This window comes from Streptomyces flaveolus, from assembly GCF_044765825.1.
Lineage (GTDB): Bacteria > Actinomycetota > Actinomycetes > Streptomycetales > Streptomycetaceae > Streptomyces > Streptomyces flaveolus.
In genome coordinates, this window is the sequence record NZ_JBIWKU010000006.1 from 302,357 (window position 1) to 328,172 (window position 25,816).

A 25,816-nucleotide genomic window follows, 5' to 3' on the forward strand; every position below is an offset into this window, starting at 1 on the left:
GGCGAACGCCCGCCCCGGAGGGGTATTGCGGCGGCCCTCAGCGCTGGAGCACCGCGAAGGACGCCCCCTGGCCGTCCGAGACGACGGCCACCCTCCCGTACGACGTCTCGAACGGCGGCACCCGCACCCGCCCGCCGAGCCGGGCCACCGTGCCGAGCGCCGCCTCGCAGTCCTCGACCCGGAAGTGCACCAGAAAGTGCGGCGGCATCTCGGCGGGGAAGACGTCGGTCACCGCGGCGCGGCCCACGTCGGGCGCGGCGCCGGGGCCGAAGAGGGCGTCGTGGAACAGGCCGCCGTAGAAGGCGTTGGCGGCCTCGGTGTCGCGGGTGTACAGCTCGGCCCAGGCGAAGGTGCCCGGCTCGTGCCGCCTGCCGAAGCCGGCGAAGGCGCTCCCGCCGGCGCCGGAGGGCCCGCCGGTGCCGGCGGCCGGCTGCCACAGGGCGAAGACGGCGCCCTGGGGATCGGCGACGAGTGCGGTCGTGCCCAGTCCGTCGACCGGCCTGGGAGGCGTGACGACCTGCCCGCCGGCCTCCCGGATCCGCGCGGTCAGCGCGGCGGCGTCCCGGGCGGCGAAGTACACCGTCCACACGGTGGGCATCCGGCCGTCCGTCTTGGGCACCAGCGCGGCGACGGGCTCACCGTCCAGCCGGGCCCACACGGAGGCGCCGGGACCCGTCTCGTCGAAGGTCCATCCGAAGAGCTCGCCGTAGAAGCGCTTGCCCGCCCGGACGTCGGAGAGCTGTGCGTCCACCCAGCAGGGGACACCTTCTGCGTACGCGGACGCCCTCGGGGCGGATGCACCGTTTTCGGCCATACCGCCAACGTAACCGCGTCGCGCGCACCCCGCAGACCAGGCACAGCAGCCACTCTGCGCCCGCGCACCCCATTTGCACTCGGCCGAATCGCGCCGGGAACGGCCGTCGGTAAGCTGACGGCATGACAGGACAAGTGCGCACCGTTGACGGCCGCGTGGCCGGTCGACGCGGGCAGGCGACCCGGCAAAAACTGCTCGACTGCCTGGGCGACATGCTGAGCTCCTCCCCCTACCGGGACGTCAAGGTCATCGATGTCGCCCGGAAGGCAGGCACGTCGCCCGCGACCTTCTACCAGTACTTTCCGGACGTCGAGGGAGCCGTTCTGGAGATCGCCGAGCAGACGGCCGCCGAGAGTTCCGGGCTGGCCGAGCTGGCGGCGGGCCGCTCGTGGGTCGGCAAGTCCGGCTGGCAGACGGCACAGGAACTGGTCGACGGGTTCCTGGAGTTCTGGCGGAAGAACGACGCGATCCTCCGGGTGGTCGACCTGGGCGCCGCGGAGGGCGACAAGCGGTTCTACAAGCTCCGGATGAAGATTTTGAACTCGGTGAACACGGCCCTCGCGGACTCCGTCGCCGAACTGCAGGCCAAGGGCAAGGTCGACAAGGACGTGAACCCGGCGGCGATCGCCGGTTCGCTGGTCACCATGCTCTCGGCCGTCGCCTCGCACCAGAAGGGCTTCACGTCCTGGGGCGTGAAGCAGGCCGAACTCAGGCCGAACCTGGCCCTGTTGATGTACCTGGGCATCACCGGCAAGAAGCCCACGAAGTAGCGCGCCCGACCGGTACGCGGCAGCCTGTCAGCCCTGCCCCACCCGCCACGCCCCGCCCCTCGGACGCCCTCACCCACGTCGGTGACTCCTCCACCCCCGCTCCCCCACGCCTCCTTCCCGTCAGGCGCCCACCCGTCGCCGTCGACCGGCCCGCAGGGGAACAACCGCCCGCCCGTCCGGTGTTGCGACCGGTGCAGGACCCGAACAGCCGGACGCCCGAACGCCGTTGGAGGAGACCGGAATGGTCCTGACCCGCGAAGAGCGTGAGCAGTTCCTGGCAGAACCCCACATCGCCGCGCTGGCGGTGGACGCGGGAGCCGGACGCGCCCCGCTGACCGTGCCGATCTGGTACCAGTACGAGGCCGGCGGCGACGTCTGGATCATGACCGGGCTCGACAGCCGCAAGAACCAGCTGATCAAGGCGGCCGGCCGGTTCTCCCTCATGGTCGACCGGCTGGAGCCCACCATCCGGTACGTGTCGGTGGAGGGCCCGGTCGTCGAGACGGCCCCCGCGACCGTCGAGCTGCTGCGGGAGATCTCCGCCCGGTACCTCCCGGCCGAGAAGGTCGACGGCTACGTCGACTTCGCCTGGAAGAACCACGGCGAGCAGGTCGTCGTCCGGATGCGGCCCGAGCGCTGGGTCTCCTCCGACCTCGGCCAGGTGTGAACCGCAGGGGGAACGCCCCTCCCCCGGCCCGTCTCCACGTGACAATCGGGGCATGGAAACCGATCTTCACGAGCTGCTGAGGTCACTGCGGGTCTGGGACCCGGCGGTCACCGAGCTGCCCCCGTTCGACCCGGCCACCGCGCCCGGCGACCCGCTGCCGCTGTTCACCCGGTGGCTCGCCGAGGCGGTCGCGGCCGGCCAGAGCGAACCGCACACCGTGTCCCTGGCGACGGCCGACGCCGAGGGGTGGCCGGACGTACGGATCGTGATGCTGCACGGCGCGGACGCGGACGGCTGGTCCTTCGCCACGCACGCCGACAGCCGCAAGGGCCGCCACCTCGCCGCCCGGCCGTACGCCGCGCTCGTCTTCTACTGGCCGGTGCTGGGCCGCCAGGTCCGGGTCCGCGGTCCGGTCGCCGTGGCCCCGGCCGAGGAGGCGCGGGCCGACCTGCACGCCCGGTCGACCGGCGCGCTGGCCGCCGCCCTCACCGGCCGGCAGAGCGCGCCGCTGAGCTCGCCGGACGAGCTGGCGCGCGCCTCCGAGGCCGCCTGGGAACAGGCCGGGCGGGAGCCGGACGCGCCCGTCCCGTCCTGGACGCTGTACCGGCTGCGGCCGGAGGAGGTGGAGTTCTTCCAGGGCGACGCCCGGCGCCGCCACGTACGCCTCTCCTACCGGCGGACGGAGGAGGGCTGGCGCACGCAGTTGCTGTGGCCGTGAGCGGGACACCGGCGGCGAGCGGTCACCGCACGTCGGGAGCGGCCGGCTCGGCGTCGGTCGCCAGCCGGGCGTGCAGGTGCGCGTCCCGGAACGCGTCGCGCCGGTCGGCCTCGAACATGGCCCCGCGCATCGTGCCCTCGCAGACGTACCCGCACCGCTCGGCGACCCGGCAGGAGGCGTCGTGGCCCAGCGCGTGGCCCAGTTCCAGGCGGTGGAGGCCGAGTTCGGCGAAGGCCCAGCGCGACGCGAGGAGCAGGGCGCGGGTGGCGACGCCCCGGCCGCGGGCCTCGGGCAGCACCCAGTAGCCGACGTGGGCCTGCCGCAGGGGCAGGTTGATCTCGTTGACGCCGACGTGCCCGAGCGTCGTGCCGTCCGCCCCGTCCGTGATCCGGAACGACGCGGACCTGCCCGCGCCGGCGTCCCGTGCCCGGGCGCGCAGCGACTCGCGGGCCGCGCTGAGGTCGGTCATCGGCATGAGCGGCGTGTTCCAGCGCCGGAAGTCGGGGTCGAGGCAGCCGCGCAGCCACGTCTGCACGTCGGCGTCGCTGCCGGCGTCCCAGGCACGGAGGCGCAGGCCGTGCCCACGCGGTGCGGTGACGGAGGGGGCGAGGGTGCGTATACGTGTGGGGGCCATCGGTCCATTCAAGCCGACCGGGGGCCGGCGGTGCCCGCGGGTTTTCCCGTGACCAATCCGCAACCGATTCCGGTCTTGACCGAGACCCATCAAGCGGACCCGGGATTACGCTCGCCGCATGGCCGACTCCACAGCGTCCGCTGAACAGCGGTCCGCCCACCCCGCGGACCTCCCCGTGTACGTCATAGGCGCAGGCCCGGGCGGCCTGGCCGTCGCCCACGCGCTGCGCGCGCGGGGGCTGCGGGCCGTCGTCCTGGAGCGGGCCGACCGGGTCGGCGCGTCCTGGCGGGGCCACTACGACCGGCTCCGCCTGCACACCACCCGCCGCCTGTCGGCACTGCCGGGCCTGCCGATGCCGCGCCGCTTCGGGCGGTGGGTGGCCCGCGACGACGTGGTGCGGTACCTGGAGAAGTACGCCGACCACCACCAGCTGGAGATCGTCACCGGTGTCGAGGTCTCGCGCGTCGAGCGCGCGCCCGACGGCACCGGCTGGCTGCTGCACGCGTCCGGGGGCCGCGAACTGACCGGCGCCGCGGTCGTGATCGCCACCGGCTACAACCACACCCCGCGCCTGCCGGACTGGCCCGGCCGGGACACGTACACCGGCGAGCTCCGGCACGCCGCCGAGTACCGGAACGCGGCTCCCTACGCCGGCCGGGACGTCCTGGTCGCCGGCGTCGGCAACACCGGTGCGGAGATCGCCGTGGACCTGGTGGAGGGCGGCGCCGCACGGGTGCGGCTGTCCGTCCGCACCCCGCCGCACATCGTCCGCCGTTCCACCGCCGGCTGGCCCGCCCAGTACACCGGCGTCCTGTGCCGGCGGCTCCCCGCCGGCCTGGTCGACCGGCTGGCCCGGCCGCTGGCCCGGATCAGCGTGCCCGACCTGTCGGCCCAGGGCCTGCCGCGCCCCGAGGCCGGGCTGTACACCCGGGCACGGCAGGGCGCCATCCCGGTGCAGGACGTCGGACTGATCGACGCGGTCCGCTCGGGCCGGGTGGAGAACGTGGCCGCGGTGGCCGGCTTCGAGGACGGCAAGGTCCTCCTCACGGACGGCTCCCGCGTCGCCCCCGACGCGGTGATCGCGGCCACGGGTTACCTGCGGGGCCTGGAGCCGCTGGTCGGCCACCTCGGCGTCCTCGGCCCGGACGGCAGACCGGCCGCACGAGGCACCCGCCCCCCGGCGCACGCCCCCGGCCTGTACTTCACGGGCTTCACCAACCCGATCAGCGGCATGCTCCGCGAACTGTCCCTGGACGCGGCCCGCATCGCCAAGGCGATCGCGAAAGCCGGGGGCAACCGCATCTCACGCCTGCCGGGCTGACGGCGGCCTCAGCCGCAGGTCACGACACCCCGAGCACCGGAACCGGCCGGCGGCGGATCACCAGGGACATCAGGGCCGCCACCGCGCACAGGGCGCCCGAGGCGTACCAGACGACGTCGTACGTGCCGAAGGTGTCGCGGGCGACACCGCCGAGGAAGGCGACGAGGGCCGCGCCGACCTGGTGGGAGGCGAGGACCCAGCCGAAGACGATCGCGCTGTCCTCGCCGTACTGCTCGCGGCACAGGGCGAGGGTGGGCGGGACGGTGGCGACCCAGTCGAGGCCGTAGAAGACGATGAAGAAGATCATCGGCGGGTGGACGCCGGGGGCCAGCAGGAAGGGGAGGAAGAGGAGGGAGACGCCGCGCAGGGCGTAGTAGACGGCGAGCAGGCGGCGCGGTTCGAAGCGGTCGGTGAACCAGCCGGAGGCGATCGTGCCGATCACGTCGAACACGCCGATGACGGCGAGCAGCGAGGCGGCGGCGGTCAGCGGCATGCCGTGGTCGTGGGCCGCGGGCACGAAGTGGGTCTGGATCAGGCCGTTGGTGGAGGCGCCGCAGATCGCGAAGGTGCCGGCCAACAGCCAGAACGGGCCGGTGCGCACGGCGGAGAAGAGGACGCCGAGCGCGCGGCGGGCGGCGCCGGGGACCGGGGCGGGCTTCGGCACGAACTCCTCGGCGCCGTACGGCTTCAGGCCGACGTCGGCCGGGTGGTCGTGCAGGAGGAGCCAGACGAAGGGGACCACGGCGAGGGCGGCGAGGGCGACCGTGACGGCCGCGGGGCGCCACTGGTACGTCTCCACGATCCAGGACAGCAGCGGCAGGAAGATCAGCTGTCCGGAGGCCGAGGCGGCGGTGAGGACGCCGGTGACCAGCCCGCGCCGTTCGGTGAACCAGCGGTTGGTGACGGTGGCGGCGAAGGCCAGCGCCATCGAGCCGGAGCCGAGTCCGACCAGCAGGCCCCAGCACAGGATCAGTTGCCAGGCGGACTCCATCCACACGGTCAGACCCGAGCCGAGCGCGATGACGGTGAGGGCGACGGCCACCACCCGGCGGATGCCGAACCGGTCCATCAGCGCGGCGGCAAAGGGTGCGGTCAGGCCGTAGAGCGCGAGGTTGACGGAGACGGCGGCCCCGATCGTGCCGCGCGACCAGCCGAAGTCGTCCTGGAGCGGGTCGATGAGGATGCCGGGCAGGGAGCGGAAGGCGGCGGCGCCGATGATCGTCACGAAGGTCACGGCGGCCACCCACCAGGCACGGTGCACCCGGGGGCCGCGGCGCGGCCGGGTGGGCTCGGACCGCCGCGCGGCCGCTGTGGCGTCGGTTGTCTGGGTCACGTCACCGAGCTTCCCCTCCCGGCGCCGCCCGATCGAGTGGCCCGAAAGACAGGGTTCGCTAGGATCGGGCCATGACGTCCGACCGTACGCACCGCCCGCACCACGTCGTCGTCCTCGCCCTCGACGGCCTGCTCCCCTTCGAACTGGGCATCCCGCAGCGGATCTTCGGGCGCGCCCGCGACGAACACGGCCGCCGGCTGTACGAGGTCGTCACCTGCTCGGTCCGGCCACCGGGTCCGGTGCAGACGGACGCCGACTTCGCGATCCTGGTCGAGAACGGGCCCGAGGCGCTGGCCGGCGCCGACACGGTCGTCGTCCCGGCGTCGTACGAGCTGGGCCCGGTGTACGAGGAGGGCACGCTGACCGAGGAGCTGGCCTCCGCGCTGGCGCGGATCCGGCCCGGCACCCGGCTGGTCGCCATCTGCACCGGGGGTTACGTGCTGGCCGCCGCCGGTCACCTCGACGGCCGCCCGGCGACCACGCACTGGGCCTCCGCCGCGCACTTCCAGCGCCTCTTCCCGAAGGTCCGGGTGGACGCCGACGTGCTGTTCGTCGACGACGGCGACGTGCTCACCTCGGCCGGCGTCGCGGCCGGGATCGACCTGTGCGTGCACATCGTGCGCCGGGACCACGGCACCGCCGTCGCCAACGACGTGGCCCGCCGGACCGTCGTACCGCCCTACCGCGACGGCGGGCAGGCGCAGTACATCGAGCGGCCGGTGCCCGATCCGCAGCAGTCGTCCACGACCAACGCCCGCGCCTGGGCGCTCGGCCGGCTCCAGGAGCCGATCCAGCTGCGGGACATGGCCGAGCAGGAGGCCATGTCGGTGCGCACCTTCACCCGCAGGTTCCGCGAGGAGGTCGGCGTCAGTCCCGGCCAGTGGCTGACCCGGCAGCGGGTGGAGCGGGCCCGGCATCTCCTGGAATCCACCGGTCTGTCCGTCGACCAGGTGGCCCGTGAGGCGGGTTTCGGGACGGCACAGTCGATGCGGCAGCATCTTCAGGCGGTGCTCGGCGTCACACCGACCGCGTACCGGCGGACGTTCCGCGCAGAGTTGTCCACAGCCTGTGGACAGTGAGGGCGTCACCGGAAGGTGTCGGCCGGCGGCGCGGCGCCGTCCGCCCCGAGCATGGGCACCGCACGCCGCCACCCGACTCCGGCGCTCCCGCCCGGCTCCCGTCGCCCCCGAGGGAACCGCCGCCGAATCACGACCCACACTCGTCGAGGGCTCCGTCACCGAGCCCTCGTCGTCCCCTCGCGGCGAATCGTTGCCTACAAGCGTGAAGAAACGGTCACGATCCGTCAACCGGCCGGAAGGCTCTCCTCACTTGACGCCCGCTCGCGCGGGACGCGCACGGAAGCACGGCCCGGCGCACCACCGCATCGGCACCGGCGCAAGCGGGAGCCGATGCGCCCGGCACACCCCGCGTCGGACCTACACGACTTCGTAGGCCAGCCCCTCAGGGGCCGCCGCGCCGCCCGCACAGGCCGGCGGGGCGTCCCCGGACTCGGGGCAGCGGTCCAGCTCGCACCAGATGCGCTTGCCGGCGCCCTCGCGGCTCCAGCCCCAGCGGTCGGCGAGCCCGTCGACGAGGGCGAGGCCCCGGCCGCCGGTCGCGTCGCCGTCCACGCACCGGGGCACCGGGGCGCAGCCGCTGGTGTCGTCCACCTCGAGGCGGACCGTGGACTCCTCGCTCACCGAGCCCGGGAGGACGAGCCGCAGCACGGCGGGGCAGCCGGTGTGCACCACGGCGTTGGTGACGAGCTCGGAGACGAGCAGGACCAGTGTCTCGGCGAGTTGCTCGTCGGCCTGTATCCCGGACCCGGCGAGCCGTGAGCGCGCCCACCGACGGGCTCGCCCCACCTCTGCGGGGTCGGGCCGGATCTCCAGCTGCACTTGAAGCACCTGCACCGCTCACACCATCCGAACCGGCGGACACAAAGGCTCGCGCCTCACGAGGGCCACGATCGTAGCCATTTTCTGCATGGCCAGAACAACGGCCGGGTCGGGGTTCACGGAATGTGAATCCCGTGCGGGACAGCATGGTTGACGTACAGTCACCCCAACAAGCGCTTCGGGCATATTCCAGCGCGAAGGAGTACCCGTGCGGCATACTGTGCGACGCTCGGTCCGGACAGTCGAACAGGCGGCGGCCGACGGCCGTTCCGCCGTGCGGGGCAAGGCACACACGCCCGGTCCCGGAGCCGCCCGGCGGGCGGCACCGGCGCGGCCGGCGCTCGGGAGCACTCGCATCCCGCACAAGGTACCGGAGCACGGCGCCGACTCCGGGCCGTGACGGGGCACCCCCCGGTCACGACCGGGTGCCGACGCTCAGTGATCGCGCACTGCCACGATCCGCGACACCGCGGGCGGGAACCCCGCGGCGCCGCGCGTGTCACTCGGGCACGGTGAACCAGCGGGCGAACGCCGGGACGGCCTCGGCCTCCCCCACCTTGCCGTCGCCGTCCGTGTCGAGGGCGGCGGCGACGGACCGGGCGGTGTCCCCGGGGACGCCGAGCGCGGTGAGCACCCGCGCGGTGTCGGGGACGGTGACGGCTCCGTCGCCGTCCGCGTCGGCGACGGCGAGGGCCGCGTGCAGGAACGGGCGGGCGATCTCGGCGAACCGGTCCGGGTTGTCGCGCAGCCGCTTGACCGCGGCGGTGACGAACTCCTCACGGGTGATGCGCTGGTCGCCGTCGCGGTCGGCGATGCCGGCCATGCCCTGCCAGAGCGCCTCCGCTCCGCCGTACAGGGCCTGGCCCCTGTCGGACCGGGCGGCGACGGCGAACTCGGCGAGCAGCGCCTTGGCCGCCGCGTTGAAGTCCTGCCGGTCGATGTAGCCGTTGCCGTCCTGGTCGAAGGTGGCGAACCGCGCCGCGATCCTGCGCTCGTACTCGCTGCTGACCATGTCTTCTCCGACCGCCTTCACATCACGTCGGTGGGTGCGTCTCGCACGGAGGGTACGACGCCCGGGGCACGCCCGCAGGGCGAACGGATGCCCGTCCCTCCCCCGGGCACGCTCCGGTGCGCTCCTACGCGGAGAGCGGGCGTGGTTCGTCGCCGGTCGCCGAGGCGAGGTCGGGGTGGACGTCGAAGAGCCGGCGCACCCCCAGCGCGCCGAGGACCCGGTTGACGTGAGAGCCGTCGACGGCACCCTGGGCGGGCAGTATCAGGCGCAGCCGGCCCTGGCAGGAGCGGATGAGGCGCCGGGAGGCGATGAGCACCCCGACCCCGCTGGAATCGCAGAACAGGACCTCGGAGAGGTCCAGGACGAGGCTGTGCCGTCCCTCGGCCACCTCGTCGTGCACCCGCTGCCGAAGCACCGGGGACGTCACCAGGTCCAGTTCGCCCGACACCTGGAGCACGGCCCAGTCGCCCCGCTCGCCGCCGGTCACATTGAACGTCACCACCATGCCCTTCATTCGTCGGTACGTCCGGACCCATCCGAAACGGAAGCCATGCTTACGCTTCTTGGCCGCGCGCCTGCCCACCGGCCGTTCCCGCAAACACCCGGCCGGAAACGGCCCCCGATCAAAAGAGGCTTGTTTCAGACGGTTTCGATCCTGTTCGATCGAATTCGGTCGCACGATGGAGGGTAGGGGGTCGATCTGAGAGACCGATGAGCGCCCTACCACCTGCGGCCCGCCGGGGGCGCGCATTGACACAAAGGGGCGTGCGTTGTCGGACGTGCCGACTACATTCGAGGAGACGGTGGCCACAGGCTGGAGGCCGGCACGGGACCGGCCCGGCCGTCGGGGCCGAGCAGGGGGGTGGAGGAGCCGTATGGCGAAGAAGGACCTGCCGCTGCGCTGGGACCGCAAGATGCAGCAGCGGCTCGCCCGGGGCGAGGCCGCCGCCCTCGGTGAGCTCTACGACCGGTTCGCCTCGCTCGTGCACGGCCTCGCCCACCGCGTGCTGGACGACGAGCGGGCCGCCGACCACATCACCCGCGACGTGTTCGCGCACGTCTGGGAGCACCCGGACACCTACGACCCCAGGCAGGGCCCGCTGCGCAGCTGGGTCGCCACGCTGACCCACCGCCTGGCCGTGCAGCGGCTGAGGACCACCGAGGCGGCCGCCCTGGCGCGCGGCGGCCCCGGCACCACCGAGGAACTGGAGCGCAAGGTGCGCCACGCCTCGGTCGCCGCCCGCGCCGACTACATCGTCCAGTCCATGCCGGCCCCGCTGCGGGCCGCCCTGGAGCTGGCCTACTTCCAGCGCCGCGACTACCGCCAGACCGCCGCCGACCTCGGCGTCACGGAGGACGAGGCCCGCCGCCGCCTGCGCCTGGGCCTGCAACTGCTGGCCACCGCCCGCGACGCCGGATCACCGGGGGCACCCCCGGGATACGGGGGTGCGGCATGAGCGGGGCGTACGACGAGCACGGTGACAACGGCGGGCGCGACGAGCGTGACGAACGCGACACCCGCGACAATCCCGGTGCTCTCGGTGATCGCGGTGATCGCGGTGATCGCGACGAGAAGGACACGTACGACGGGAGCGAGGCGTACCGCGGCGTCGGCGGGCCGGGCCGCGCACCGCGCATACCGCTGCCGCGTGCCTCCGTCGAGGACGGCGGGCGTCCGCTGCCCGCAGTGGAACCGGCCGCACCCCTCGCACTGGAGCATCACGTGCTGACCTCCCTGCTCGGTGCCTGGGCGCTGGCCGCCTGTTCCCCGGAGGAGGCCACGGCCGTCGAGGAGCACCTGGGCGACTGCGGTGCCTGCGCGGAGGAGGCGCTGCGGCTGCGCGACGCCGTCGGACTGCTCCAGCGCCCGGAGAGCCTCGACCTGGATCCCGCCCTGCGCACCCGTGTCCTGGAGGGCTGCCTGGAGCGCCGCCCACCACGCATCCCGGTGCCCGAGTGGGCCACGCCGTACGACGCCGAGACGGCGCGCCTGGACGCGCTGCTCCAGGACTTCGGGGACTCCGAGTGGCACGCGCCGGTACGGCTGCGCTGGTTCGGGGACGACGGCACGGCGAGCCGGCGTACCACCGTCGCCGGGGTCATCGCGCACCTGCTGACGGTCGACGGACTGGTCGGGGTCGCGCTGGGCCTGCCCGACCCGCTCGGCGAGATCACCGCCCAGGCACCGGCTCCGGCGAGCCGCACCGAGGCCTACTGGCGTGCCTCGCACTACCCGCCCACGCGCGCGGTGCGGGCGCCGTGGCGCGAGCAGAGCCACGCCCTCGTCCGGACCGTGGCGTTCACCGGCAGCACGGGCGGCACCGGCGGCGGCACGGGCCGGATGCCGGTCTCCTACGGCGACTTCGAGCTGCCGCTGCGCGACGCCATGCTGGACCGGGCCTTCGAGTGCTGGGTGCACGCGGAGGACATCGCCGAGGCGGTGGACTACCCCTACGAGCCGCCCTCGCCCCGCCATCTCAACCGCATGATCGACCTCGCCGCGCGGCTGCTGCCGGGCGTCCTGGCCGCGCGCCGCAGGGCCGGGCTCGCCGCGCCCGCCGGCGGCCGGCATCTGGTCGCGGCGGGCGAGCCGGGGCGCAGCCTGCGGCTGGAGATCGAGGGCTCGGGCGGCGGCGAGTGGCTCATCCCGCTGGACTCGCCGGCGGCGGTGGGCTCCGCGGATCACGAGGTGGCCCATGTCGCCCTGGACGGCGTCGAGTTCTGCCGCCTGGCCGCGGGCCATGTGCCTCCGGCGGAGGCGGCGGCGGGGCAGGTGGGCGACCGGGAGGCGATCCGGGACGTCCTGTTCGCGGCGGCGAGCCTGAGCCGGATGTAGGGGGCGGTCGCGGTGTCGTCGGCGGCCGCGGGCCGTCGTCGGCCGGCCGCGCGGTTCCCCGCGCCCCTTGAGGTGCGTGTACTGGGCGTGCCCCGAAGGGGCGCGGGGAAACTGCGCGAACAACCCCACGCACCCGCAGTCGCCGACGAGACGGAACGCCCCGGGCTCCTAGGCGAACACGACCGTCCGCCGCCCGTTCAGCAGAATCCTCCGCTCGGCATGCCACTTCACGGCCCGCGCCAGCGCCTGGCACTCCACGTCCCGCCCGACGGCGACCAGCTGGTCCGGCGTGACGTCGTGGCCGACCCGCTCGACCTCCTGCTCGATGATCGGCCCCTCGTCGAGGTCGGCCGTCACATAGTGCGCGGTCGCGCCGATCAGCTTCACGCCCCGGGCGTGCGCCTGGTGGTACGGCTTCGCACCCTTGAAGCTCGGCAGGAAGGAGTGGTGGATGTTGATGATCCGGCCGCTGAGCTGCTTGCACAGGTCGTCGGAGAGAACCTGCATGTAGCGGGCCAGCACGACGAGTTCGACGTTCTCCTCGCGCACGAGCTCCAGCAGCCGCGCCTCCGCGTCCGCCTTGGTGTCCTTCGTCACGGGGATGTGGTGGAAGGGAATGTCGTAGGACCCCACCAGCTCCGCGAAGTCGGTGTGATTGGACACCACGGCGGCGATCTCCACGGGCAGCGCGCCGATCCGGGCCCGGAACAGCAGGTCGTTCAGGCAGTGCCCGAACTTGCTGACCATGAGCACGATGCGCATCTTCTCGTCGGCCCGGTTGATCTGCCAGTCCATGTGGAACGCGTCGCCGATCGCCGCGAAGCTGGCACGCAGCTTGTCCACGGTCACCGGAGCGTCGGCCGAGAAGTGGACGCGCATGAAGAACAGGCCCGTGTCGTGGTCGCCGAACTGCTGGCTGTCCTCGATGTTGCAGCCGGTCATGAACAGGTAGCTCGACACGGCGTGCACGATGCCCTGCTTGTCGGGGCAGGACAGGGTGAGGACGTACTGGTCGGCCGGTGCGGCGGCGGGGCTGGACTGCTCGTTCATGGGGGACAGGGTCCCATATCCGGCCCCGCCGGGCCGACGGCCGCCCGTCAGGCGGACCGCGTCATGATCCGCAGCGCCTCGAGGCTGCGCGGCTCCGAGTCCGGCTCGTCGCCATCGCCGGTGGCCAGCCGCACGTGCGCGTCCCGCGCCGCCCGCACCGCCTCCGGCCAGTCCGGGTGGTCGAGGTAGGCGGCCACCGGGGCGTCCGGCCCCACCTGGTGCATGATCCGCAGGACCCTCAGCACGGCGCTGTCGACGAGGGCCGCCTCCTGGGAGTCGCGGAAGATGGTGCCGACGTACTTCTCCGCGGACCAGTGGTCCAGCCAGGTGTCCTCCACCAGCCGGTACACCGCGTCGGTGACGTCGCCGTAGCCGGGCGTACCGGCCAGCCAGACGTCCCGCTGGAAGGCGGGCGCGGAGAGCATGTGCAGCGCGGAGCGCACCTGGCTGCGCCAGCGCCACCACGGCATGTCGTTGAGTGGCATGCCGCCCATGGTGGAGGAGCGGCGGCCGCGACGGGAAGAGTTCTCCGAACCTTGCACGGTCATCGATCGTACGTTCCCCTCCACCCGTGGCGTACCGGCCCCCGCAATTCACCTCGGCGTCACCATGCGTTGACCGGAGGTCACTTCCAGGTTATCCGTGTGGCGGAATCGTGCGTGACCATGACCGGCAGGCGACGCAACCGCAGCACATTCGTCCGCGGCCTCCCGGGCCGCTCCCGGCCCGCCCGAGCCGGGGCGCTGACCGCGGGTGCGCTGGCGGCGTGTGCGTCACTCCTCGCCGGTTGCGGGGTCGTCCCCGGTGTCACGGGGGGTTCCGGGGACGATCCGATCACCGTCATGACCTGGGCACCCTCGGACACGGGCGCGACGAACAAGCCCGGCATGCCCGCCTTCGCGCGTGCCTACGCCCGCTGGGTCAACGCCCACGGCGGCCTGGGCGGCCGCAGGCTGAACGTCCTGACCTGCAACGACCACAACGACAGCGTGGCCGCCGCGAAGTGCGCCCGCCGCGCCGTCAAGGAGGGCGCGGTCGCCGTGGTCGGCTCCTACAGCCAGCACGCCGACTCGTTCTTCCCCGTCCTGGAGGGCGCCGGCATCCCCTACATCGGCGGCTACGGCATCACCAACGCCGAGTTCACCAGCCCCCTGTCCTACCCCGTCAACGGCGGCCAGCCCGCGCTGCTCGCCGGTCTGGGCAGCGCGCTCGCCGAGCCCTGCGGTCCCGTCACCCTCGTCCGTCCCGACACCATCGCCGGCGACCAGCTGCCCGCGCTGCTCGACTCGGGGCTGACCGGGGGCGGGCATTCCCCGACCCACGACCAGCGGGCGGAGGAGGACGCCACCGAGTACGACGGCGAGTCCGACCGGGCGCTGCGGCAGGCGACCGCCGACCCGGGCCGGAAGGGGTGCGTGGTGCCGGTCCTCGGGGACCGCACCGGCACCTTCATGGACTCCTTCCGGCGGGCCCGCGAGGACTATCCGGAGGTGCGGACGGCGACCGTGCTCGGCAGCGTCGACCAGTCGACCGTCAACGCGTCCGGCGGGGCCTCGGGGCCCTACGAGGGCGCGTACGTCACCGGCTGGTACCCGGAGGTGAGTGATCCGGGCTGGAACGGGATGAAGAAGGTCATCCAGGAGCAGGCGTTCGGCGACAACAGCGTCGACGCCGCGGACGCCGGGGTGCAGACCACCTGGATCGCGTACACCGTGTTCAAGGAGGTCGTCGAGTCCCTCGGGGACGGCGGGGTCAGCGCCGATCGTGTCACCCAGGCCCTGGACGACGGGCTGAAGGTCGGCACCGGCGGCCTCACGCCGACACTCCGGTGGAAGTTCCAGGACAAGCTGGCCTCGGTCGGCTTCCCGCGGCTGGTCAACACGGAGGTCACCCTGCAGGTCGTGCGGCAGGGCCGGCTGGTGTCGGCCCGCGAGGGGGCCGTCGACACCACACAGACCCTGCGCCACGCCGACATCGCCTGAGGCGGGCCGGGCCGGTCACGGCGAGCCATCGGCAGACGGGCGGGCCGTGCGAGCCCGCCCGCGGGCGGTCACAGCTGGGTCGGCTCGCGCTCGGTCAGGCCGTACTGCTTGGCGATGGTGTTCCAGAGGTCGGCGGCCTTCGCCTTCTCCTTGCTCGCCGTGCCGCTCGCCCGGTTGGCGTCCTTGGGCTGGGTGGCGGCCTTGCCCTTCTTGCAGCCCTTCTTGCCGGCCGTCCGGTCGGCCCAGGCCGCGTAGTGGTTGTCGGCCGACGCCGAGGCCTGCCACGCCTTGGTGAGCGCGGCGGTCAGCTCGGCGTGGGCGGGCAGCTTGTCCACGGACAACTGGGAGAGGCTGGTGACCAGACCGGTGCGCTGCTTGGCGGCCTCGCGCAGGTCCTTGGCGGCCTGGGGCAGGTTGTCGCAGGACTTCACGTCGGCCACCGCGTTGATCACGGTGGTCCGGCTGCTGCCGCTCTCGGCCAGCAGCTTGTCCAGCTCGACGGCCTGCTGCCGGACCGGGTCGGCGGACGGTGACGCCGAGGCCGAGGCCGACGCGGACTCCGCGGGGGCCGTGGCGGACACGGTCTGGTTGTCGGCCTTGTCGTCGCCCCCGTCCCCGCCGGCCATCATCGCGCCGGCGCCGATCCCGACGACGACGATGCCGACGCCCACGGCCGCGAAGAGCGGCAGGCGGGAGCCGGTCCGGCCGCCGCGGCCGCCCCGGCCCGCGTCGTCGTGGCCGCCGCGGCGCCTGCCGCCGCCGCCCGGACCCTGCGGGACGTACGCGGACGGGTCGGCGGAGTGCGCGGGGCCCGGCTCGTCGAAGCGAGGCATCTGCTGGGTGGCGGAGGCGGGACCGTCGGCGCCGGGGGCGCTGCGGAAGAGGCTGTCGAACTCGGCGGGCGGCTGCCGGCCGTCGTCGGCGCCGGGAATGCCGCCGTGGGGCCCGGCGGGCACGGGCGCGATGTACTGCGTGGCCTCGGCGTCGGGGTTGGGGGCGGCCGCGGGGTGCGGGGCGTGCTGCGGCGCGTGCCCGAGGAAGTGCGTCGCGTCGGAGGGGGTACCGGCGGGTCTCTCGGGAGGCAGTGCCCCCGGAGAGACGGGGGGTATGTACTGCGTCGCCCCCTCGTCGGCGGGCATGCCGACCGGCGGCAGGTACTGGGTGGCGCCCTCGTCGGCCGGCGGGAGCGGCACGGACTGCTGCCCGTACTGGCCGTGCTGGCCGTGCTGGCCGTGCTGGCCGTACGCCTGCTGCCCGTACGCGGGTTGTCCGTACTCCGGCTGCCCGTACGGCGGCTGCGCGCCCTGTCCGGCGGCGGGCTGACCGCCGTACGCCGGGGGCTGCGTGTTCTCCGGGGGCAGCGGGCCGGGGCCCGCCTCGGGCGGCAGGCCGCCGGGGCCCTGCGCGGGCCAGCCGTGCTGCTCGGCGGGCGGGCGGCCGGTGTCCGGGGATCCCCAGGGCTGGGCACCGGGCGGAGTGGGCCAGCTCTCCCCCTGGGGCGGGCCGTACTGCTGCCCGGGCCCCCACGGCTGGTCCCAGGCCTGGGCGCCGGGCGGCGCCGAGGCGGGCGCGGGCCGAGCGGCCTGCGGTCCGGCGGGACCGCCCGCCGGGCCCGGCAGCAAGGGCGCACCGCCGTCCGAGGGCAGCACGATGCCTTCGCGCGCTTGCCGCGGCGAGGGCTCCTCGCCCTGTCCACTCTGCGTCACCGGGACTCCTGTGAATGGGGGACCTTCGGAATCGTCGGCTCACGCTACCGGGTACCACGAGCCCCCTGCCACGCCGCCCGGGGCGTGACCTTCTTCCCTGTGACCGCAGTAACAAAACCGGGCCCCGGCACGCTGTTTACGTTCCTTTCCGCTCTCCGCACAGTGTTTCACCGCACGTTCACGCATCGAAGGCCCGTCGGCTCACGCGGCGGCGGGCAGTTCGAGCCGCGCCCCGAACTCCCTTACCACCGCCTCCTCCCGGTAGGGCTCCAGGCGCTGCTGGAAGTCCTCCAGGTACTCGGCGCCCCGGTTGGAGCGCAGCGTCTCCAGCAGGTCCACGGCCTTCAGCGCGGTGTGGCAGGCCTGTTCGATCTCCCGCTGCTGCACCTGCGCGGTGGCGAGCAGCACATGGCCGATGGCCCGCCTGCGGGCCCGCGACTCGGGGTGCCCGGCCAGGGACTCCTCGGCGCACCGCGCCGCCGCGTCGGCCTGCCCGAGGTCCCGGTGGCAGTGCGCCAACTCGTCCGCCAGATAGGCCTGGTCGAAGTGGGCGATCCACGCCGGGTCGTCCCCGGAGGCCGGATCGGCCGCGTCCATCGCCTCGACCGCGCGCCCGGCGGCCGCCTGGGCCGACCGCGCGTCGCCGAGCAGGGCGTGGCCGCGCGCCTCGGCCGCGTGGAACATCGACTCCGCGCGCGGGGTGACCCGCCCGCGCGCACCCTCCTGCGCCGCGCGCGCCAACTGCGCGATCTCGCGCGGGTTCCCGAGCTGCGCGGCCAGGTGACTCATCGACGCGGCGAGGACGTAGCCGCCGTACCCGCGGTCGCCGGCCGCCTGCGCGAGCCGCAGCGACTGGATGTAGTACCGCTGGGCCAGGCCCGGTTGCCCGGTGTCGACGGCCATGTACCCGGCGAGCTCGGTCAGCCGGGCGACGGTGGCGAACAACTCCCGCCCGACCGTCTCCCGGTAGGAGCCCGCGAGCAGTCCGGAGACGACACTGTTGAGGTAGTGCACGACGACCGGGCGCACGTGCCCGCTGCCGTACTGGTGGTCCAGGTCCACCAGCGCCTGCGTCATCGCCCGCACGGCCGCCACGTCGGACTGGCCCACCCGCGGCCCGGCCGAGCGCGACACCTGCGGGTCGGGCGCGGAGATCAGCCAGTCGCGGCTCGGTTCGACCAGCGCGGACGCGGCGACGGAGGAGCCGGACAGGAAGTCCCGCCGCCCCACGTCGCTGCGCCACAGTTCGCAGACCTGCTCGATGGCTCCCAGTACCGTCGGCGAGAACTGGAGGCCGACGCCCGACGCGAGGTTCTTGCCGTTGGCCATGCCGATCTCGTCGATCGTGACCGTACGGCCGAGCTTGCGTCCCAGCGCCTCCGCGATGATCGCCGGTGCCCGCCCGCGCGGCTGCTGTCCGCGCAGCCAGCGGGCCACCGACGTCTTGTCGTACCTCAGGTCGAGGCCGTGCTCGACGCCGCACATGTTCACCCGGCGGGCGAGGCCCGCGTTCGAGCAGCCCGCTTCCTGAATGAGCGCCTGCAGCCGTTCGTTCGGCTGTCGCGCCACGAGAGGCCTTGCGGCCATGGCGTACCCCCATACGGTCTCGATGCTGTCTCGGCGGAACGAGAGATTTCCGGCCGTGAAGATCAATGCCCCGCCGATGTGCCGACAATGCGAGGCTTGTGAGGTTTGCCGGGGTAACGGTCGGTGCCGGCCCCAGACGTGGCTACCCAGCTCCGACCGTGGATCCTCCCGCGCGCCCCCGCATGTGCACCCATGCGCCCCGGGTGCGGGATCGATGCTCCTCCCCCGCGCGCGGGGGAGCCGTAACCGGTGGTGGGTGCGGGAGTTGAGTTCCACGTGGAAGAGACCATCCCGGGCACCGAAACCGCTCACATCCCGCAGCAGCGCGGAACGTCGCTGCTGGAGACCGCCGTCCGCTATGCCGAGGAGCGCCACTGGGACGTGTTTCCCGGGACCTGGCTGGAAGCCTCCGACGGGGTGCAGCGCTGCTCCTGCGGGGAGGCGGCGTGCGCCGCCCCGGGGGCGCACCCGGCGCGCGAGGGCTGGGTGACGCAGGCGACGGGCAGCGCGACCGTCGCCCGCCGGCTGTGGCAGAAGCATCCGACGGCGTCGGTGCTGCTGCCCACGGGGCGGACGTTCGACGCGATCGACGTGCCCGAGAGCGCGGGGTTCCTGGCGCTCGCCCGGATGGAGCGGATGGCGCTGACGCTCGGGCCGGTGACGCTGGCGCCGGACCGGCGGATGCGGTTCTTCGTTCTTCCGGGGGCCACGGTGAAGGTGCCCGAGCTGGTGCGGAACCTGGGCTGGTCTCCCCGGTCGCTCGATCTGACCGTGCTCGGGGAGGGCGGGTACGTCGCCGCGCCGCCCACGCGGTACGGGACGCGGGGGGCCGTGCAGTGGGTCTGCCGGCCCACGTCGGCGAACCGGTGGCTGCCGGATGTGGAGGAGTTGATCTCGCCGTTGGCGTATGCGTGCGGCAGGGATCGTTAGGGCACGCCTGTTCGCCTGCCGGGTTGTTGTTTCGTCGGCGGCTGCGGGTGCGTTGTGGTTGATCGCGCAGTTCCCCGCGCCCCTTCGGGGCGCTCTCCCCCCCCGTAGGGTTCCTGTCGACGGAGGGAGTCGTGGTGGATGCAAATGCCGTGCGGGTTCAGGGGCTTTGGAAGCGGTTCGGGCAGCAGGTCGCCGTGGGCGGGATCGATCTGGAGTTGCCCGCGGGCAAGTTCATCGGGCTCGTCGGGCCCAACGGGGCCGGGAAGACCACCACGCTCTCCATGGTCACCGGGCTGCTCCGGCCCGATCAGGGATCGGTCGAGGTGGTCGGGCACGACGTGTGGCGCGATCCGGTCGAGGTGAAGGCCAGGATCGGGGTGCTGCCCGAGGGGCTGCGGCTGTTCGAGCGGCTGTCGGGGCGGGAGCTGCTCGCCTACTCGGGCCGGCTGCGCGGACTGCCCGGCGCTGAGGTGGACAAGCGGGCCACGCAGCTGCTGGACGTGCTCGACCTGGCCGGGGCCCAGCACAAGCTGGTCGTCGACTACTCGACCGGCATGCGCAAGAAGATCGGCCTCGCGACCGCGCTGCTGCACAACCCCGAAGTGCTGTTCCTGGACGAGCCGTTCGAGGGCGTCGACCCGGTGTCGGCGCAGACGATCCGGGGTGTCCTGGAGCGCTACACCGCGTCCGGCGCCACCGTCGTCTTCTCCTCGCACGTGATGGAGCTGGTGGAGTCGCTGTGCGACTGGGTGGCCGTCATGGCCGCCGGACGCATCCGCGCCACCGGCACGCTCGCCGAAGTCCGCGGTGATGCGGCCTCGTTGCAGGAGGCGTTCCTCGAACTCGTCGGCGCGGGCGTTCGGGACGCCGGCAGCGACCTCGACTGGCTGGGCGGCGGGACGCGATGAGCGCGCGGACCGCCCCCGCCGCCCCGGCCACGCCCCTGACGGCCGTCTTCGTACGGCTGAAACTGTCCCTGCTGCGCAACGGGCTGCGCCAGTCCGGCGGCCGGCGGGCGGCCTACGTCGCCTCGGCCGTCGTCGTCCTGCTCTTCGCCGCACTCCAGCTGATCGGCCTGATCGCCCTGCGCGGGCACGCGCACGCGGACGCGCTGGTCGTGCTGCTCGCGGCGGTGCTCGCATTGGGCTGGGCGGTGATGCCGCTGTTCTTCCCGAGCGGCGACGAGACGCTCGACCCGACGCGGCTGGTGATGCTGCCGCTGCGGCCCCGCCCGCTGGTGCGGGCCCTGCTCGCGGCCTCGCTGGTGGGCATCGGACCGCTGTTCACGCTGTGCATGTTCGCCGGTTCCGTGGCCGCGGTCGCGCACGGCGGGGCGGCGTTCGCCGTCGGCGTCGTCGGTGCCGTCCTCGCGCTGCTGGTGTGCGTGACCCTCGCGCGGGCCGTCGCCGCCGCCAACGTCCGGCTGCTGACCAGCCGCAAGGGCCGCGACCTGGCGGTGCTGAGCGGGCTGGTCGTCGCGGTCGGGGCGCAGCTGGTCAACTTCGGCGCGCAGCGGCTCGGCACGTCCGGTCTCGAGCAGCTCGACCCGGTGGCCGGCGTGCTGCGCTGGGTGCCGCCCGCGACGGCGGTCGGCGCGATGGACGCGGCGAGCGACGGGTCGTACGGCGTCGCCCTCGCCCAGCTGGCGCTGACCGCGGCGGCCCTGGTGCTGCTGCTGTGGGTGTGGGCGCGGCACCTGACCCGGCTGATGACCTCGCCCGACGGGTCCACGCTCCAGGCGGCCGAGGGCAGGCCCGCCCGCGAGCCGGGCTCGGCGGGCCTGGCCCGGCTGCTCCCGGCGGGCCGCACCGGCACCACGATGGAGCGCTCCCTGCGGTACGTGTGGCGCGACCCCAAGACCAAGGCGGCCTGGGTGACCTCGCTCGCCATCGGCCTGATCGTGCCGGTGTTCAACGCCTGGCAGGGCACCGGCTCGGTCTACTTCGCCTGTTTCGCCGCGGGGATGCTCGGCATCCAGATGTACAACCAGTTCGGCCAGGACACGTCCGCCTTCTGGATCGTCGCGATGACGATCTCCTCGCCGCGGGACGCGTACGTCGAGCTGCGCGCCCGGGCGCTGGCCCTGCTGCTGATCACGCTGCCGTACGCCACCCTCGTCACCGTCCTGACGACCGCGATGCTCGACGACTGGCGGACGCTGCCCGAGGCGCTCGGCCTGTCCTTCGCGCTGCTCGGAGCGATGCTGGCGACCGGCGCCTGGACGTCGGCCCGCTTCCCGTACTCCATTCCGCAGGAGGGCCACAAGAACGTGGTCCCCGGCCAGGTGGGGCTGGCCTGGATCTCCATCTTCGGCGGGATGGTGGGCGCCGCCCTGCTGTGCGCGCCGGTCATCGCGCTGACCATCTGGCTGAACGTGCGCGAGGGCGGCGACGCGTGGAGCGCGGTCCTGCTGCCGGTGGGCGCGGTGTACGGCGCGGTGCTCACCCTGCTCGGCCTGCGTCTGGCCGCCCCGCACACGGCGCGGCGGCTGCCGGAGATCCTGACGGCGGTGAGCAAGGGATGACGGCGGCGGGGAGGCCGCCCCGCCCCTCGGGTCACCCCACCTCAAGTTCGGCAAGGGCCCCGTACCCGTACCCGTCGCCCCGCTGCAGAAGGCGCCGGTGCGTGTGGGAAACGTTGATGCGGCCGGCGGGCGTGATCAGACAGTGCTGCCCTCTGGCCCGTACGGACACGCGGCCCGTCCATGTCCCTGACCACGTGCCACCAGGCACTACGGCCCGCACGAGATCCCCGGTGATGAAGCCGAAGTGCTGCTTGCCACGTGTACGACGCAGCCGCGGGAATCCGTACCGGTCAGGGGTCGTCCGCGCGTACGAGCCGCGTCCGGTGGCCTTGACGACGAGCACACGCTCGGCGAACCGTACGATCCGGTCTCCCCGCTCGTGATCCTGGGGCTGGTCACTCGACGACCTGGCGGGTGGGGAGCGAGTGACCTCCCTTCTTCGGTGGTCACGACGCTAGTGATCTCGGAGGCGGGAGAGGAACAGATGGGCATGAATAGCTATGACGTATGAATTCCGCTGTATCCACACCTCGCAGCCCTGATTGCTGATAAAAGCTTTGTGATCTGCGTACCTGCTCGCTGACTACTTGATTGAAGGCGCGTGCGCTGGTCACCTACCGTTCCGCGCATGACGCAGCGGCGGACGATTCTGAGTGGGTCCACGTTCGAGGAGCGGATCGGGTACGCCCGGGCCGTCGTCGACGGGGACCGGGTGCACGTGTCGGGGACCACCGGGTTCGACTACGCGGCGATGACCATCGCCGACGACGTGGTGGAGCAGGCCGAGCAGTGCCTGCGCAACATAGGGTCCGCGCTGGCCGAGGCGGGCTGCACGTTCGCGGACGTGGTGCGGGTGCGGTACCTGCTGCCCGAACGGGAGGACTTCGAGCCCTGCTGGCCCGTGCTGCGGCGGGTGTTCGGCGAGGTGCGGCCGGCGGCCACGATGGCGGTGTGCGGGCTCTCGGACCAGCGGATGCGCATCGAGATCGAGGTGGACGCGCGCCGGGGGCCCGTCGTGCCCGGCCCGAGGCTGCGGATCGAGGCCGTGGACGGCGAGGGCATGGCCGAGGAGTGGCGACACGTCCACAACGAGATCGTGCCGCCCGCCGCGATGTCCCTGGCGGACGTGCGCGAGCGCAGCGTCCGGTACCGGCTGGAGAACGCCTACCTGGGGGACGTCCTCGTCGGCTGCTCCACCGTGCGTCCGCCCGAGGGGGAGGAGCGGGTGGCGACCGTGATCGCCCGCGTGCTGCCGGCCTTCCGGGGGCGCGGGATCGGCGCGGCGCTCTACGAACGGGGGCTGGCGCACGCGCGCGGGCTCGGCGCCGGGGCGGTGGAGACGGTGGTGCTGGCGGCCAACGAGGACGGGCTGCGGTTCGCCGGGTCGCGCGGGTTCACCGAGCGGGAGCGGTACGTGCTGGACGGCGAGAGCGACGAGTGGGTGGATCTGCGGCTGGCGGCCGGGGTGTGACGGCGGGACCCTTGATGACAGGGGCGTATGCCGAGTTTCCGCTGCGCAACGATTTCTCCAATCTTGCGGGAACCCGGTGTGTGCTGCATCACGTTCGAGTTGAATGAAGGCCAGTGAACGAACCGGCGTACGGTACGGCGGACGCAGCCTGCAGGGGGTTCAGGTGAGTGCTTCCCGGCGTAGTGGGACCACTGACGAGCTGGGGCCGGACGAACCGGAGCAGCCCGAGCGGGACGGCGCGGACCTGTTGGCCGCGCTCCTCGACGGGATGGACGCGGCGCTGTGCGCCTTCGACGCGGAGGGCGTCGTCACCCACTGGAACCGCGAGGCGGAGCGGATCCTGGGCTGGACCGCGGCCGAGGCCGTGGGGCGGCAGGGGTTCGCGGGCTGGGCGGTGCGCAGCGCGGACGCCGGGGAGGTCGAGGAGCGGCTGCTGTCCGCGATGCGGGCGCCGGGGCGTCAGGTGAACGAGTTCGCGTTGCTGACGAAGGACGGCGGACGGGTGCTGGTGCGCACCCAGTCGGCGGCCGTGCGCGGCCCGGACGGCAGGCCCGCGGGGGTGTACTGCGCGTTCAGCGAGGTGCACGCGCAGATCGACCTGGAGCGGTCCATCGCGCTGAGCGAGGCGCTGCTGGAGGAAGCGAGCTGGGGTGTCGTGCTCGTGGACGTGGACCTGCGGCCCGCCGTGGTCAACGCGCACGCGGCGCGCGCGCTGGGCACCGGCCGGACGTCGGTACTGGGCCGGCCGCTGGGCGATCTGCTGTCCCAGGGAGTGGAGGAACTGGAGAGCGCGCTCACGCACGTCCTGGCGCAGGGCGCGCCGCCGGCGCCCGCCGAGATCTGGGTGAGTGTGCGCACCCCGGACGGGGAGCGGCGGCGGTGCTGGCGCAGCGGGTTCGTGCGGCTGGCCTCGCCCCTGGCGGAGGAGCCGGTGCCGCTGGGCGTCGGCTGGCTGTTCCAGGACGTCACCGAGGCCAAGCAGGGCGAGCAGGAGGCGGCGCTGCTGCGGTTCCGTGCCAATCAGCTCCACCGGGCGGCGCGGGCGGCGGGCGAGTGCGAGGACCCGGCGGAGGCGGCGACCGTCCACCTCGACTTCGCGCTGGCCGGGTTCGCGGACCACGCGCTGATCGACCGGGTGGCCGGCGGGGCGCTCGCGGACTCCGGGTCGGCGGATCCGGTCCGCCTGGTCCGGGTGGCGACGACGCCCTCCGGCGCGCCGGGGACCAGCCTGCCGTCCGGGGCGGCCGGGCTGCCGGTGCGGTACGGCGAGGGGCACCCGGCGCTGCAGTGTGTGGAGCGCGTCGGCTCGGTGCGGGCCAGCGCGGGCGCCGGCGCCGTGCCGCCCGAGCAGGCGCGCCGGTGGGCCGAGGCCCGGCAGTGGCCGCCGGACACGGTGCACGCCCTGTGCACGGTGCTGCGCAGCCGGGGGCGGACGCTGGGCGTCCTGACGTTCCTGCGGGGCGCCGGCCGCAGCGCCTTCGAACGCCCCGACGCGATGTACGCGGAGGACGTGGCGGTACGCATCGCGACGACGCTGGACCTGGCCGGAGCGGTGGCGGAGAAGTAGGCGCGCCCCTCGGGCGGGACCGGCTGCCCGCCACCGTGCGGTCGGTGTGCCGGTGACGCGCCGCCGCCGAAGTGCTCGCGGTGTTCGCAGGTCAGTGCCGGTAGAAGATCCGGTCGCCGTACTCCGCCAGCACGCGGCCGTTCCACTCGTGGCCGCCGTCCACGTTGCCGGAGCGCAGCAGGGGCGGTTCGATGCCGTGCCCGGCGAGGGCGCCGGCCGCCGTGGCCATCACGGCCTGCATCAGCGCCGTGGTGACGACCGTGGACGCGGGTGCGAAGGGCGCCGGGACGGTGTCGAGGGTGAGTTCCGCGTCCCCGACGGCGATCTTGGAGTCGAGGACGAGGTCGCAGTGGTCCTTCAGGAAGGTGCCGGAGGTGTGCCGGGACCTGGTCTCGGAGGCGTAGGCCACCGAGGTGACGCCGATGACCTTCACCCCGAGCGCGCGGGCGTTCATGGCCATCTCCACGGGGAGCGCGTTGCGCCCGGACAGGGAGATGATCACCAGGGCGTCGCCCTCGCGCAGGGGCGAGGAGTCCAGTACGGCGCTCGCGAGGCCGTCGACTCGCTCCAGGGCGGAGCCGAGCGTGGCCGGCATGACGTCGACGCCGACGACGCCGGGCACGGCGAGCAGGTTCATCAGGGCGAGTCCGCCGGCGCGGTAGACGACGTCCTGGGCGGCGAGGGAGGAGTGGCCGGCGCCGAAGGCGAAGAGGCGGCCCCCGTCGCGGACGGTGTCGGCGAGCAGTGTGCCGGCCGCCTCGATGGCGTCGGCCTCCTCGTCGCGGACGCGTCGCAGCAGGTCGATCGCCGCGTCGAGGAACTGGCCGGCCGGCTTGCGGTCGCTCATGCGGGGCCCCTTCGGTGTGGCTGCGTCGCGGATCACGGTGCGGTCTGGACCTGTGCGGTGTCAATACGGCCGAGCGGGCCGTGCCGTGCGGTGTTCCGGTGGTGCCGGGCGCCCCGGCTTGCCGCGGCGAGGGACGCTTGTCGGTGGTA

At 73.6% G+C, this 25,816-nt stretch carries 24 protein-coding genes; 13 read left to right on the forward strand and 11 right to left on the reverse strand.

From position 1 onward, the window contains the following. Positions 1 to 37 precede the first annotated feature (37 nt). Positions 38 to 814 (reverse strand): VOC family protein, encoded by a 777-nt coding sequence (locus tag ACIRG6_RS20420; protein WP_403323887.1) that lies wholly within the window; start codon positions 812 to 814, stop codon positions 38 to 40. Between the two features lie 134 nt (positions 815 to 948). Between ACIRG6_RS20420 and ACIRG6_RS20425 the strand changes: the two genes are divergently transcribed. From ACIRG6_RS20425 to ACIRG6_RS20435, 3 genes are all read left to right on the forward strand, one after another. Continuing rightward, on the forward strand, positions 949 to 1,584 hold the full coding sequence (locus ACIRG6_RS20425; RefSeq protein ID WP_318216282.1) for a TetR family transcriptional regulator: 636 nt from the start codon (positions 949 to 951) through the stop codon (positions 1,582 to 1,584). A 241-nt stretch (positions 1,585 to 1,825) separates the two neighbouring features. Continuing rightward, positions 1,826 to 2,251, forward strand: coding sequence for a pyridoxamine 5'-phosphate oxidase family protein (locus ACIRG6_RS20430; RefSeq protein ID WP_403323890.1), 426 nt, complete (start codon positions 1,826 to 1,828; stop codon positions 2,249 to 2,251). 52 nt (positions 2,252 to 2,303) lie between these two features. Next, positions 2,304 to 2,969 carry a pyridoxine/pyridoxamine 5'-phosphate oxidase gene (locus ACIRG6_RS20435; RefSeq protein WP_239765916.1) on the forward strand — a complete coding sequence of 222 codons (666 nt, stop codon included), beginning with the start codon at positions 2,304 to 2,306 and terminating at the stop codon, positions 2,967 to 2,969. Positions 2,970 to 2,991: 22 nt separating this feature from the next. On the opposite strand, the gene ACIRG6_RS20440 is transcribed toward ACIRG6_RS20435, so the two are convergent. Further along, positions 2,992 to 3,603, reverse strand: a complete 612-nt coding sequence (locus tag ACIRG6_RS20440; protein ID WP_364673992.1) for a GNAT family N-acetyltransferase — start codon at positions 3,601 to 3,603, stop codon at positions 2,992 to 2,994. Positions 3,604 to 3,721: 118 nt separating this feature from the next. Here ACIRG6_RS20440 and ACIRG6_RS20445 point away from each other — a divergent pair, with 118 nt between their 5' ends. Next, the gene (locus tag ACIRG6_RS20445) at positions 3,722 to 4,924 is read left to right on the forward strand and encodes a flavin-containing monooxygenase (protein WP_403323892.1); all 1,203 of its coding nucleotides are present in this window, start codon (positions 3,722 to 3,724) and stop codon (positions 4,922 to 4,924) included. A gap of 19 nt (positions 4,925 to 4,943) precedes the next feature. Here ACIRG6_RS20445 and ACIRG6_RS20450 read toward each other — a convergent pair whose 3' ends face one another. Further along, positions 4,944 to 6,257 (reverse strand): MFS transporter, encoded by a 1,314-nt coding sequence (locus ACIRG6_RS20450; RefSeq protein WP_359395721.1) that lies wholly within the window; start codon positions 6,255 to 6,257, stop codon positions 4,944 to 4,946. Between the two features lie 71 nt (positions 6,258 to 6,328). On the opposite strand from ACIRG6_RS20450, the gene ACIRG6_RS20455 reads away from it, so the two are divergent. Further along, a complete protein-coding gene (locus tag ACIRG6_RS20455) occupies positions 6,329 to 7,336 on the forward strand; it encodes a GlxA family transcriptional regulator (protein ID WP_403323895.1) in 1,008 nt (335 codons plus the stop codon). 357 nt (positions 7,337 to 7,693) lie between these two features. Here the strand turns inward: ACIRG6_RS20455 and ACIRG6_RS20460 are convergent, their stop codons facing one another. The 3 genes from ACIRG6_RS20460 to ACIRG6_RS20470 all read right to left on the reverse strand — a co-directional run bounded on the left by ACIRG6_RS20460 (position 7,694) and on the right by ACIRG6_RS20470 (position 9,672). After that, positions 7,694 to 8,155 carry an ATP-binding protein gene (locus ACIRG6_RS20460; RefSeq protein ID WP_364674388.1) on the reverse strand — a complete coding sequence of 154 codons (462 nt, stop codon included), beginning with the start codon at positions 8,153 to 8,155 and terminating at the stop codon, positions 7,694 to 7,696. Between the two features lie 499 nt (positions 8,156 to 8,654). Then, complete coding sequence (locus ACIRG6_RS20465; protein ID WP_350719934.1) at positions 8,655 to 9,167, reverse strand: EF-hand domain-containing protein; 513 nt, start codon at positions 9,165 to 9,167, stop codon at positions 8,655 to 8,657. Positions 9,168 to 9,291: 124 nt separating this feature from the next. After that, positions 9,292 to 9,672: an STAS domain-containing protein gene (locus tag ACIRG6_RS20470; RefSeq protein WP_189233881.1), complete on the reverse strand. Its 381-nt coding sequence runs from the start codon at positions 9,670 to 9,672 to the stop codon at positions 9,292 to 9,294. Between the two features lie 370 nt (positions 9,673 to 10,042). On the opposite strand from ACIRG6_RS20470, the gene ACIRG6_RS20475 reads away from it, so the two are divergent. Both ACIRG6_RS20475 and ACIRG6_RS20480 read left to right on the forward strand, forming a co-directional pair. Beyond that, positions 10,043 to 10,624: a sigma-70 family RNA polymerase sigma factor gene (locus tag ACIRG6_RS20475; protein ID WP_364674004.1), complete on the forward strand. Its 582-nt coding sequence runs from the start codon at positions 10,043 to 10,045 to the stop codon at positions 10,622 to 10,624. Then, positions 10,621 to 12,003, forward strand: a complete 1,383-nt coding sequence (locus tag ACIRG6_RS20480) for a zf-HC2 domain-containing protein (protein ID WP_403323899.1) — start codon at positions 10,621 to 10,623, stop codon at positions 12,001 to 12,003. The genes ACIRG6_RS20475 and ACIRG6_RS20480 overlap by 4 nt, the downstream gene beginning before the upstream one ends. A 168-nt stretch (positions 12,004 to 12,171) precedes the next feature. Here the strand turns inward: ACIRG6_RS20480 and purU are convergent, their stop codons facing one another. Together purU and ACIRG6_RS20490 are read right to left on the reverse strand one after the other, a co-directional pair. Then, a complete protein-coding gene (gene purU, locus ACIRG6_RS20485) occupies positions 12,172 to 13,053 on the reverse strand; it encodes a formyltetrahydrofolate deformylase (protein WP_239765906.1) in 882 nt (293 codons plus the stop codon). Positions 13,054 to 13,100: 47 nt separating this feature from the next. Next, positions 13,101 to 13,601 (reverse strand): SCO4402 family protein, encoded by a 501-nt coding sequence (locus ACIRG6_RS20490; protein WP_364674012.1) that lies wholly within the window; start codon positions 13,599 to 13,601, stop codon positions 13,101 to 13,103. 117 nt (positions 13,602 to 13,718) lie between these two features. Between ACIRG6_RS20490 and ACIRG6_RS20495 the strand changes: the two genes are divergently transcribed. After that, positions 13,719 to 15,035, forward strand: a complete 1,317-nt coding sequence (locus tag ACIRG6_RS20495; protein ID WP_403323903.1) for an ABC transporter substrate-binding protein — start codon at positions 13,719 to 13,721, stop codon at positions 15,033 to 15,035. Positions 15,036 to 15,103: 68 nt separating this feature from the next. On the opposite strand, the gene ACIRG6_RS20500 is transcribed toward ACIRG6_RS20495, so the two are convergent. Both ACIRG6_RS20500 and ACIRG6_RS20505 read right to left on the reverse strand, forming a co-directional pair. Continuing rightward, complete coding sequence (locus ACIRG6_RS20500; protein ID WP_403323906.1) at positions 15,104 to 16,741, reverse strand: hypothetical protein; 1,638 nt, start codon at positions 16,739 to 16,741, stop codon at positions 15,104 to 15,106. A gap of 201 nt (positions 16,742 to 16,942) precedes the next feature. Then, complete coding sequence (locus ACIRG6_RS20505) at positions 16,943 to 18,328, reverse strand: tetratricopeptide repeat protein (protein ID WP_403323909.1); 1,386 nt, start codon at positions 18,326 to 18,328, stop codon at positions 16,943 to 16,945. A gap of 276 nt (positions 18,329 to 18,604) precedes the next feature. Here ACIRG6_RS20505 and ACIRG6_RS20510 point away from each other — a divergent pair, with 276 nt between their 5' ends. The 5 genes from ACIRG6_RS20510 (at position 18,605) to ACIRG6_RS20530 (ending at position 24,820) form a co-directional block, all read left to right on the forward strand. Next, a complete protein-coding gene (locus ACIRG6_RS20510; protein ID WP_403323912.1) occupies positions 18,605 to 19,258 on the forward strand; it encodes a bifunctional DNA primase/polymerase in 654 nt (217 codons plus the stop codon). A gap of 131 nt (positions 19,259 to 19,389) precedes the next feature. Further along, positions 19,390 to 20,166, forward strand: coding sequence for an ABC transporter ATP-binding protein (locus ACIRG6_RS20515; protein WP_364674023.1), 777 nt, complete (start codon positions 19,390 to 19,392; stop codon positions 20,164 to 20,166). Next, on the forward strand, positions 20,163 to 21,782 hold the full coding sequence (locus ACIRG6_RS20520) for a transporter (RefSeq protein ID WP_403323915.1): 1,620 nt from the start codon (positions 20,163 to 20,165) through the stop codon (positions 21,780 to 21,782). Before ACIRG6_RS20515 ends, ACIRG6_RS20520 begins: the two co-directional genes overlap by 4 nt. A 628-nt stretch (positions 21,783 to 22,410) precedes the next feature. Beyond that, the gene (locus tag ACIRG6_RS20525) at positions 22,411 to 23,253 is read left to right on the forward strand and encodes a GNAT family N-acetyltransferase (RefSeq protein ID WP_403323918.1); all 843 of its coding nucleotides are present in this window, start codon (positions 22,411 to 22,413) and stop codon (positions 23,251 to 23,253) included. Positions 23,254 to 23,356: 103 nt separating this feature from the next. After that, the gene (locus tag ACIRG6_RS20530) at positions 23,357 to 24,820 is read left to right on the forward strand and encodes a PAS domain-containing protein (protein WP_403323921.1); all 1,464 of its coding nucleotides are present in this window, start codon (positions 23,357 to 23,359) and stop codon (positions 24,818 to 24,820) included. 91 nt (positions 24,821 to 24,911) lie between these two features. Here ACIRG6_RS20530 and ACIRG6_RS20535 read toward each other — a convergent pair whose 3' ends face one another. Beyond that, positions 24,912 to 25,667 carry an SIS domain-containing protein gene (locus ACIRG6_RS20535; protein WP_318213316.1) on the reverse strand — a complete coding sequence of 252 codons (756 nt, stop codon included), beginning with the start codon at positions 25,665 to 25,667 and terminating at the stop codon, positions 24,912 to 24,914. Positions 25,668 to 25,816 lie beyond the last annotated feature (149 nt).

Excerpts from the sequence above, each read along its gene's own strand:
- ACIRG6_RS20495 (WP_403323903.1), top strand. The coding sequence starts at position 13,719 with ATGACCGGCAGGCGACGCAACCGCAGCACATTCGTCCGCGGCCTCCCG.
- ACIRG6_RS20490 (WP_364674012.1), bottom strand. The coding sequence starts at position 13,601 with ATGACCGTGCAAGGTTCGGAGAACTCTTCCCGTCGCGGCCGCCGCTCC.
- ACIRG6_RS20475 (WP_364674004.1), top strand. The coding sequence starts at position 10,043 with ATGGCGAAGAAGGACCTGCCGCTGCGCTGGGACCGCAAGATGCAGCAG.
- ACIRG6_RS20445 (WP_403323892.1), top strand. The coding sequence starts at position 3,722 with ATGGCCGACTCCACAGCGTCCGCTGAACAGCGGTCCGCCCACCCCGCG.
- purU (WP_239765906.1), bottom strand. The coding sequence starts at position 13,053 with ATGAACGAGCAGTCCAGCCCCGCCGCCGCACCGGCCGACCAGTACGTC.
- ACIRG6_RS20420 (WP_403323887.1), bottom strand. The coding sequence starts at position 814 with ATGGCCGAAAACGGTGCATCCGCCCCGAGGGCGTCCGCGTACGCAGAA.
- ACIRG6_RS20530 (WP_403323921.1), top strand. The coding sequence starts at position 23,357 with ATGAAGGCCAGTGAACGAACCGGCGTACGGTACGGCGGACGCAGCCTG.
- ACIRG6_RS20430 (WP_403323890.1), top strand. The coding sequence starts at position 1,826 with ATGGTCCTGACCCGCGAAGAGCGTGAGCAGTTCCTGGCAGAACCCCAC.
- ACIRG6_RS20535 (WP_318213316.1), bottom strand. The coding sequence starts at position 25,667 with ATGAGCGACCGCAAGCCGGCCGGCCAGTTCCTCGACGCGGCGATCGAC.
- ACIRG6_RS20440 (WP_364673992.1), bottom strand. The coding sequence starts at position 3,603 with ATGGCCCCCACACGTATACGCACCCTCGCCCCCTCCGTCACCGCACCG.
- ACIRG6_RS20480 (WP_403323899.1), top strand. The coding sequence starts at position 10,621 with ATGAGCGGGGCGTACGACGAGCACGGTGACAACGGCGGGCGCGACGAG.
- ACIRG6_RS20520 (WP_403323915.1), top strand. The coding sequence starts at position 20,163 with ATGAGCGCGCGGACCGCCCCCGCCGCCCCGGCCACGCCCCTGACGGCC.
- ACIRG6_RS20525 (WP_403323918.1), top strand. The coding sequence starts at position 22,411 with ATGACGCAGCGGCGGACGATTCTGAGTGGGTCCACGTTCGAGGAGCGG.
- ACIRG6_RS20455 (WP_403323895.1), top strand. The coding sequence starts at position 6,329 with ATGACGTCCGACCGTACGCACCGCCCGCACCACGTCGTCGTCCTCGCC.
- ACIRG6_RS20465 (WP_350719934.1), bottom strand. The coding sequence starts at position 9,167 with ATGGTCAGCAGCGAGTACGAGCGCAGGATCGCGGCGCGGTTCGCCACC.
- ACIRG6_RS20470 (WP_189233881.1), bottom strand. The coding sequence starts at position 9,672 with ATGGTGGTGACGTTCAATGTGACCGGCGGCGAGCGGGGCGACTGGGCC.
- ACIRG6_RS20435 (WP_239765916.1), top strand. The coding sequence starts at position 2,304 with ATGGAAACCGATCTTCACGAGCTGCTGAGGTCACTGCGGGTCTGGGAC.
- ACIRG6_RS20505 (WP_403323909.1), bottom strand. The coding sequence starts at position 18,328 with ATGGCCGCAAGGCCTCTCGTGGCGCGACAGCCGAACGAACGGCTGCAG.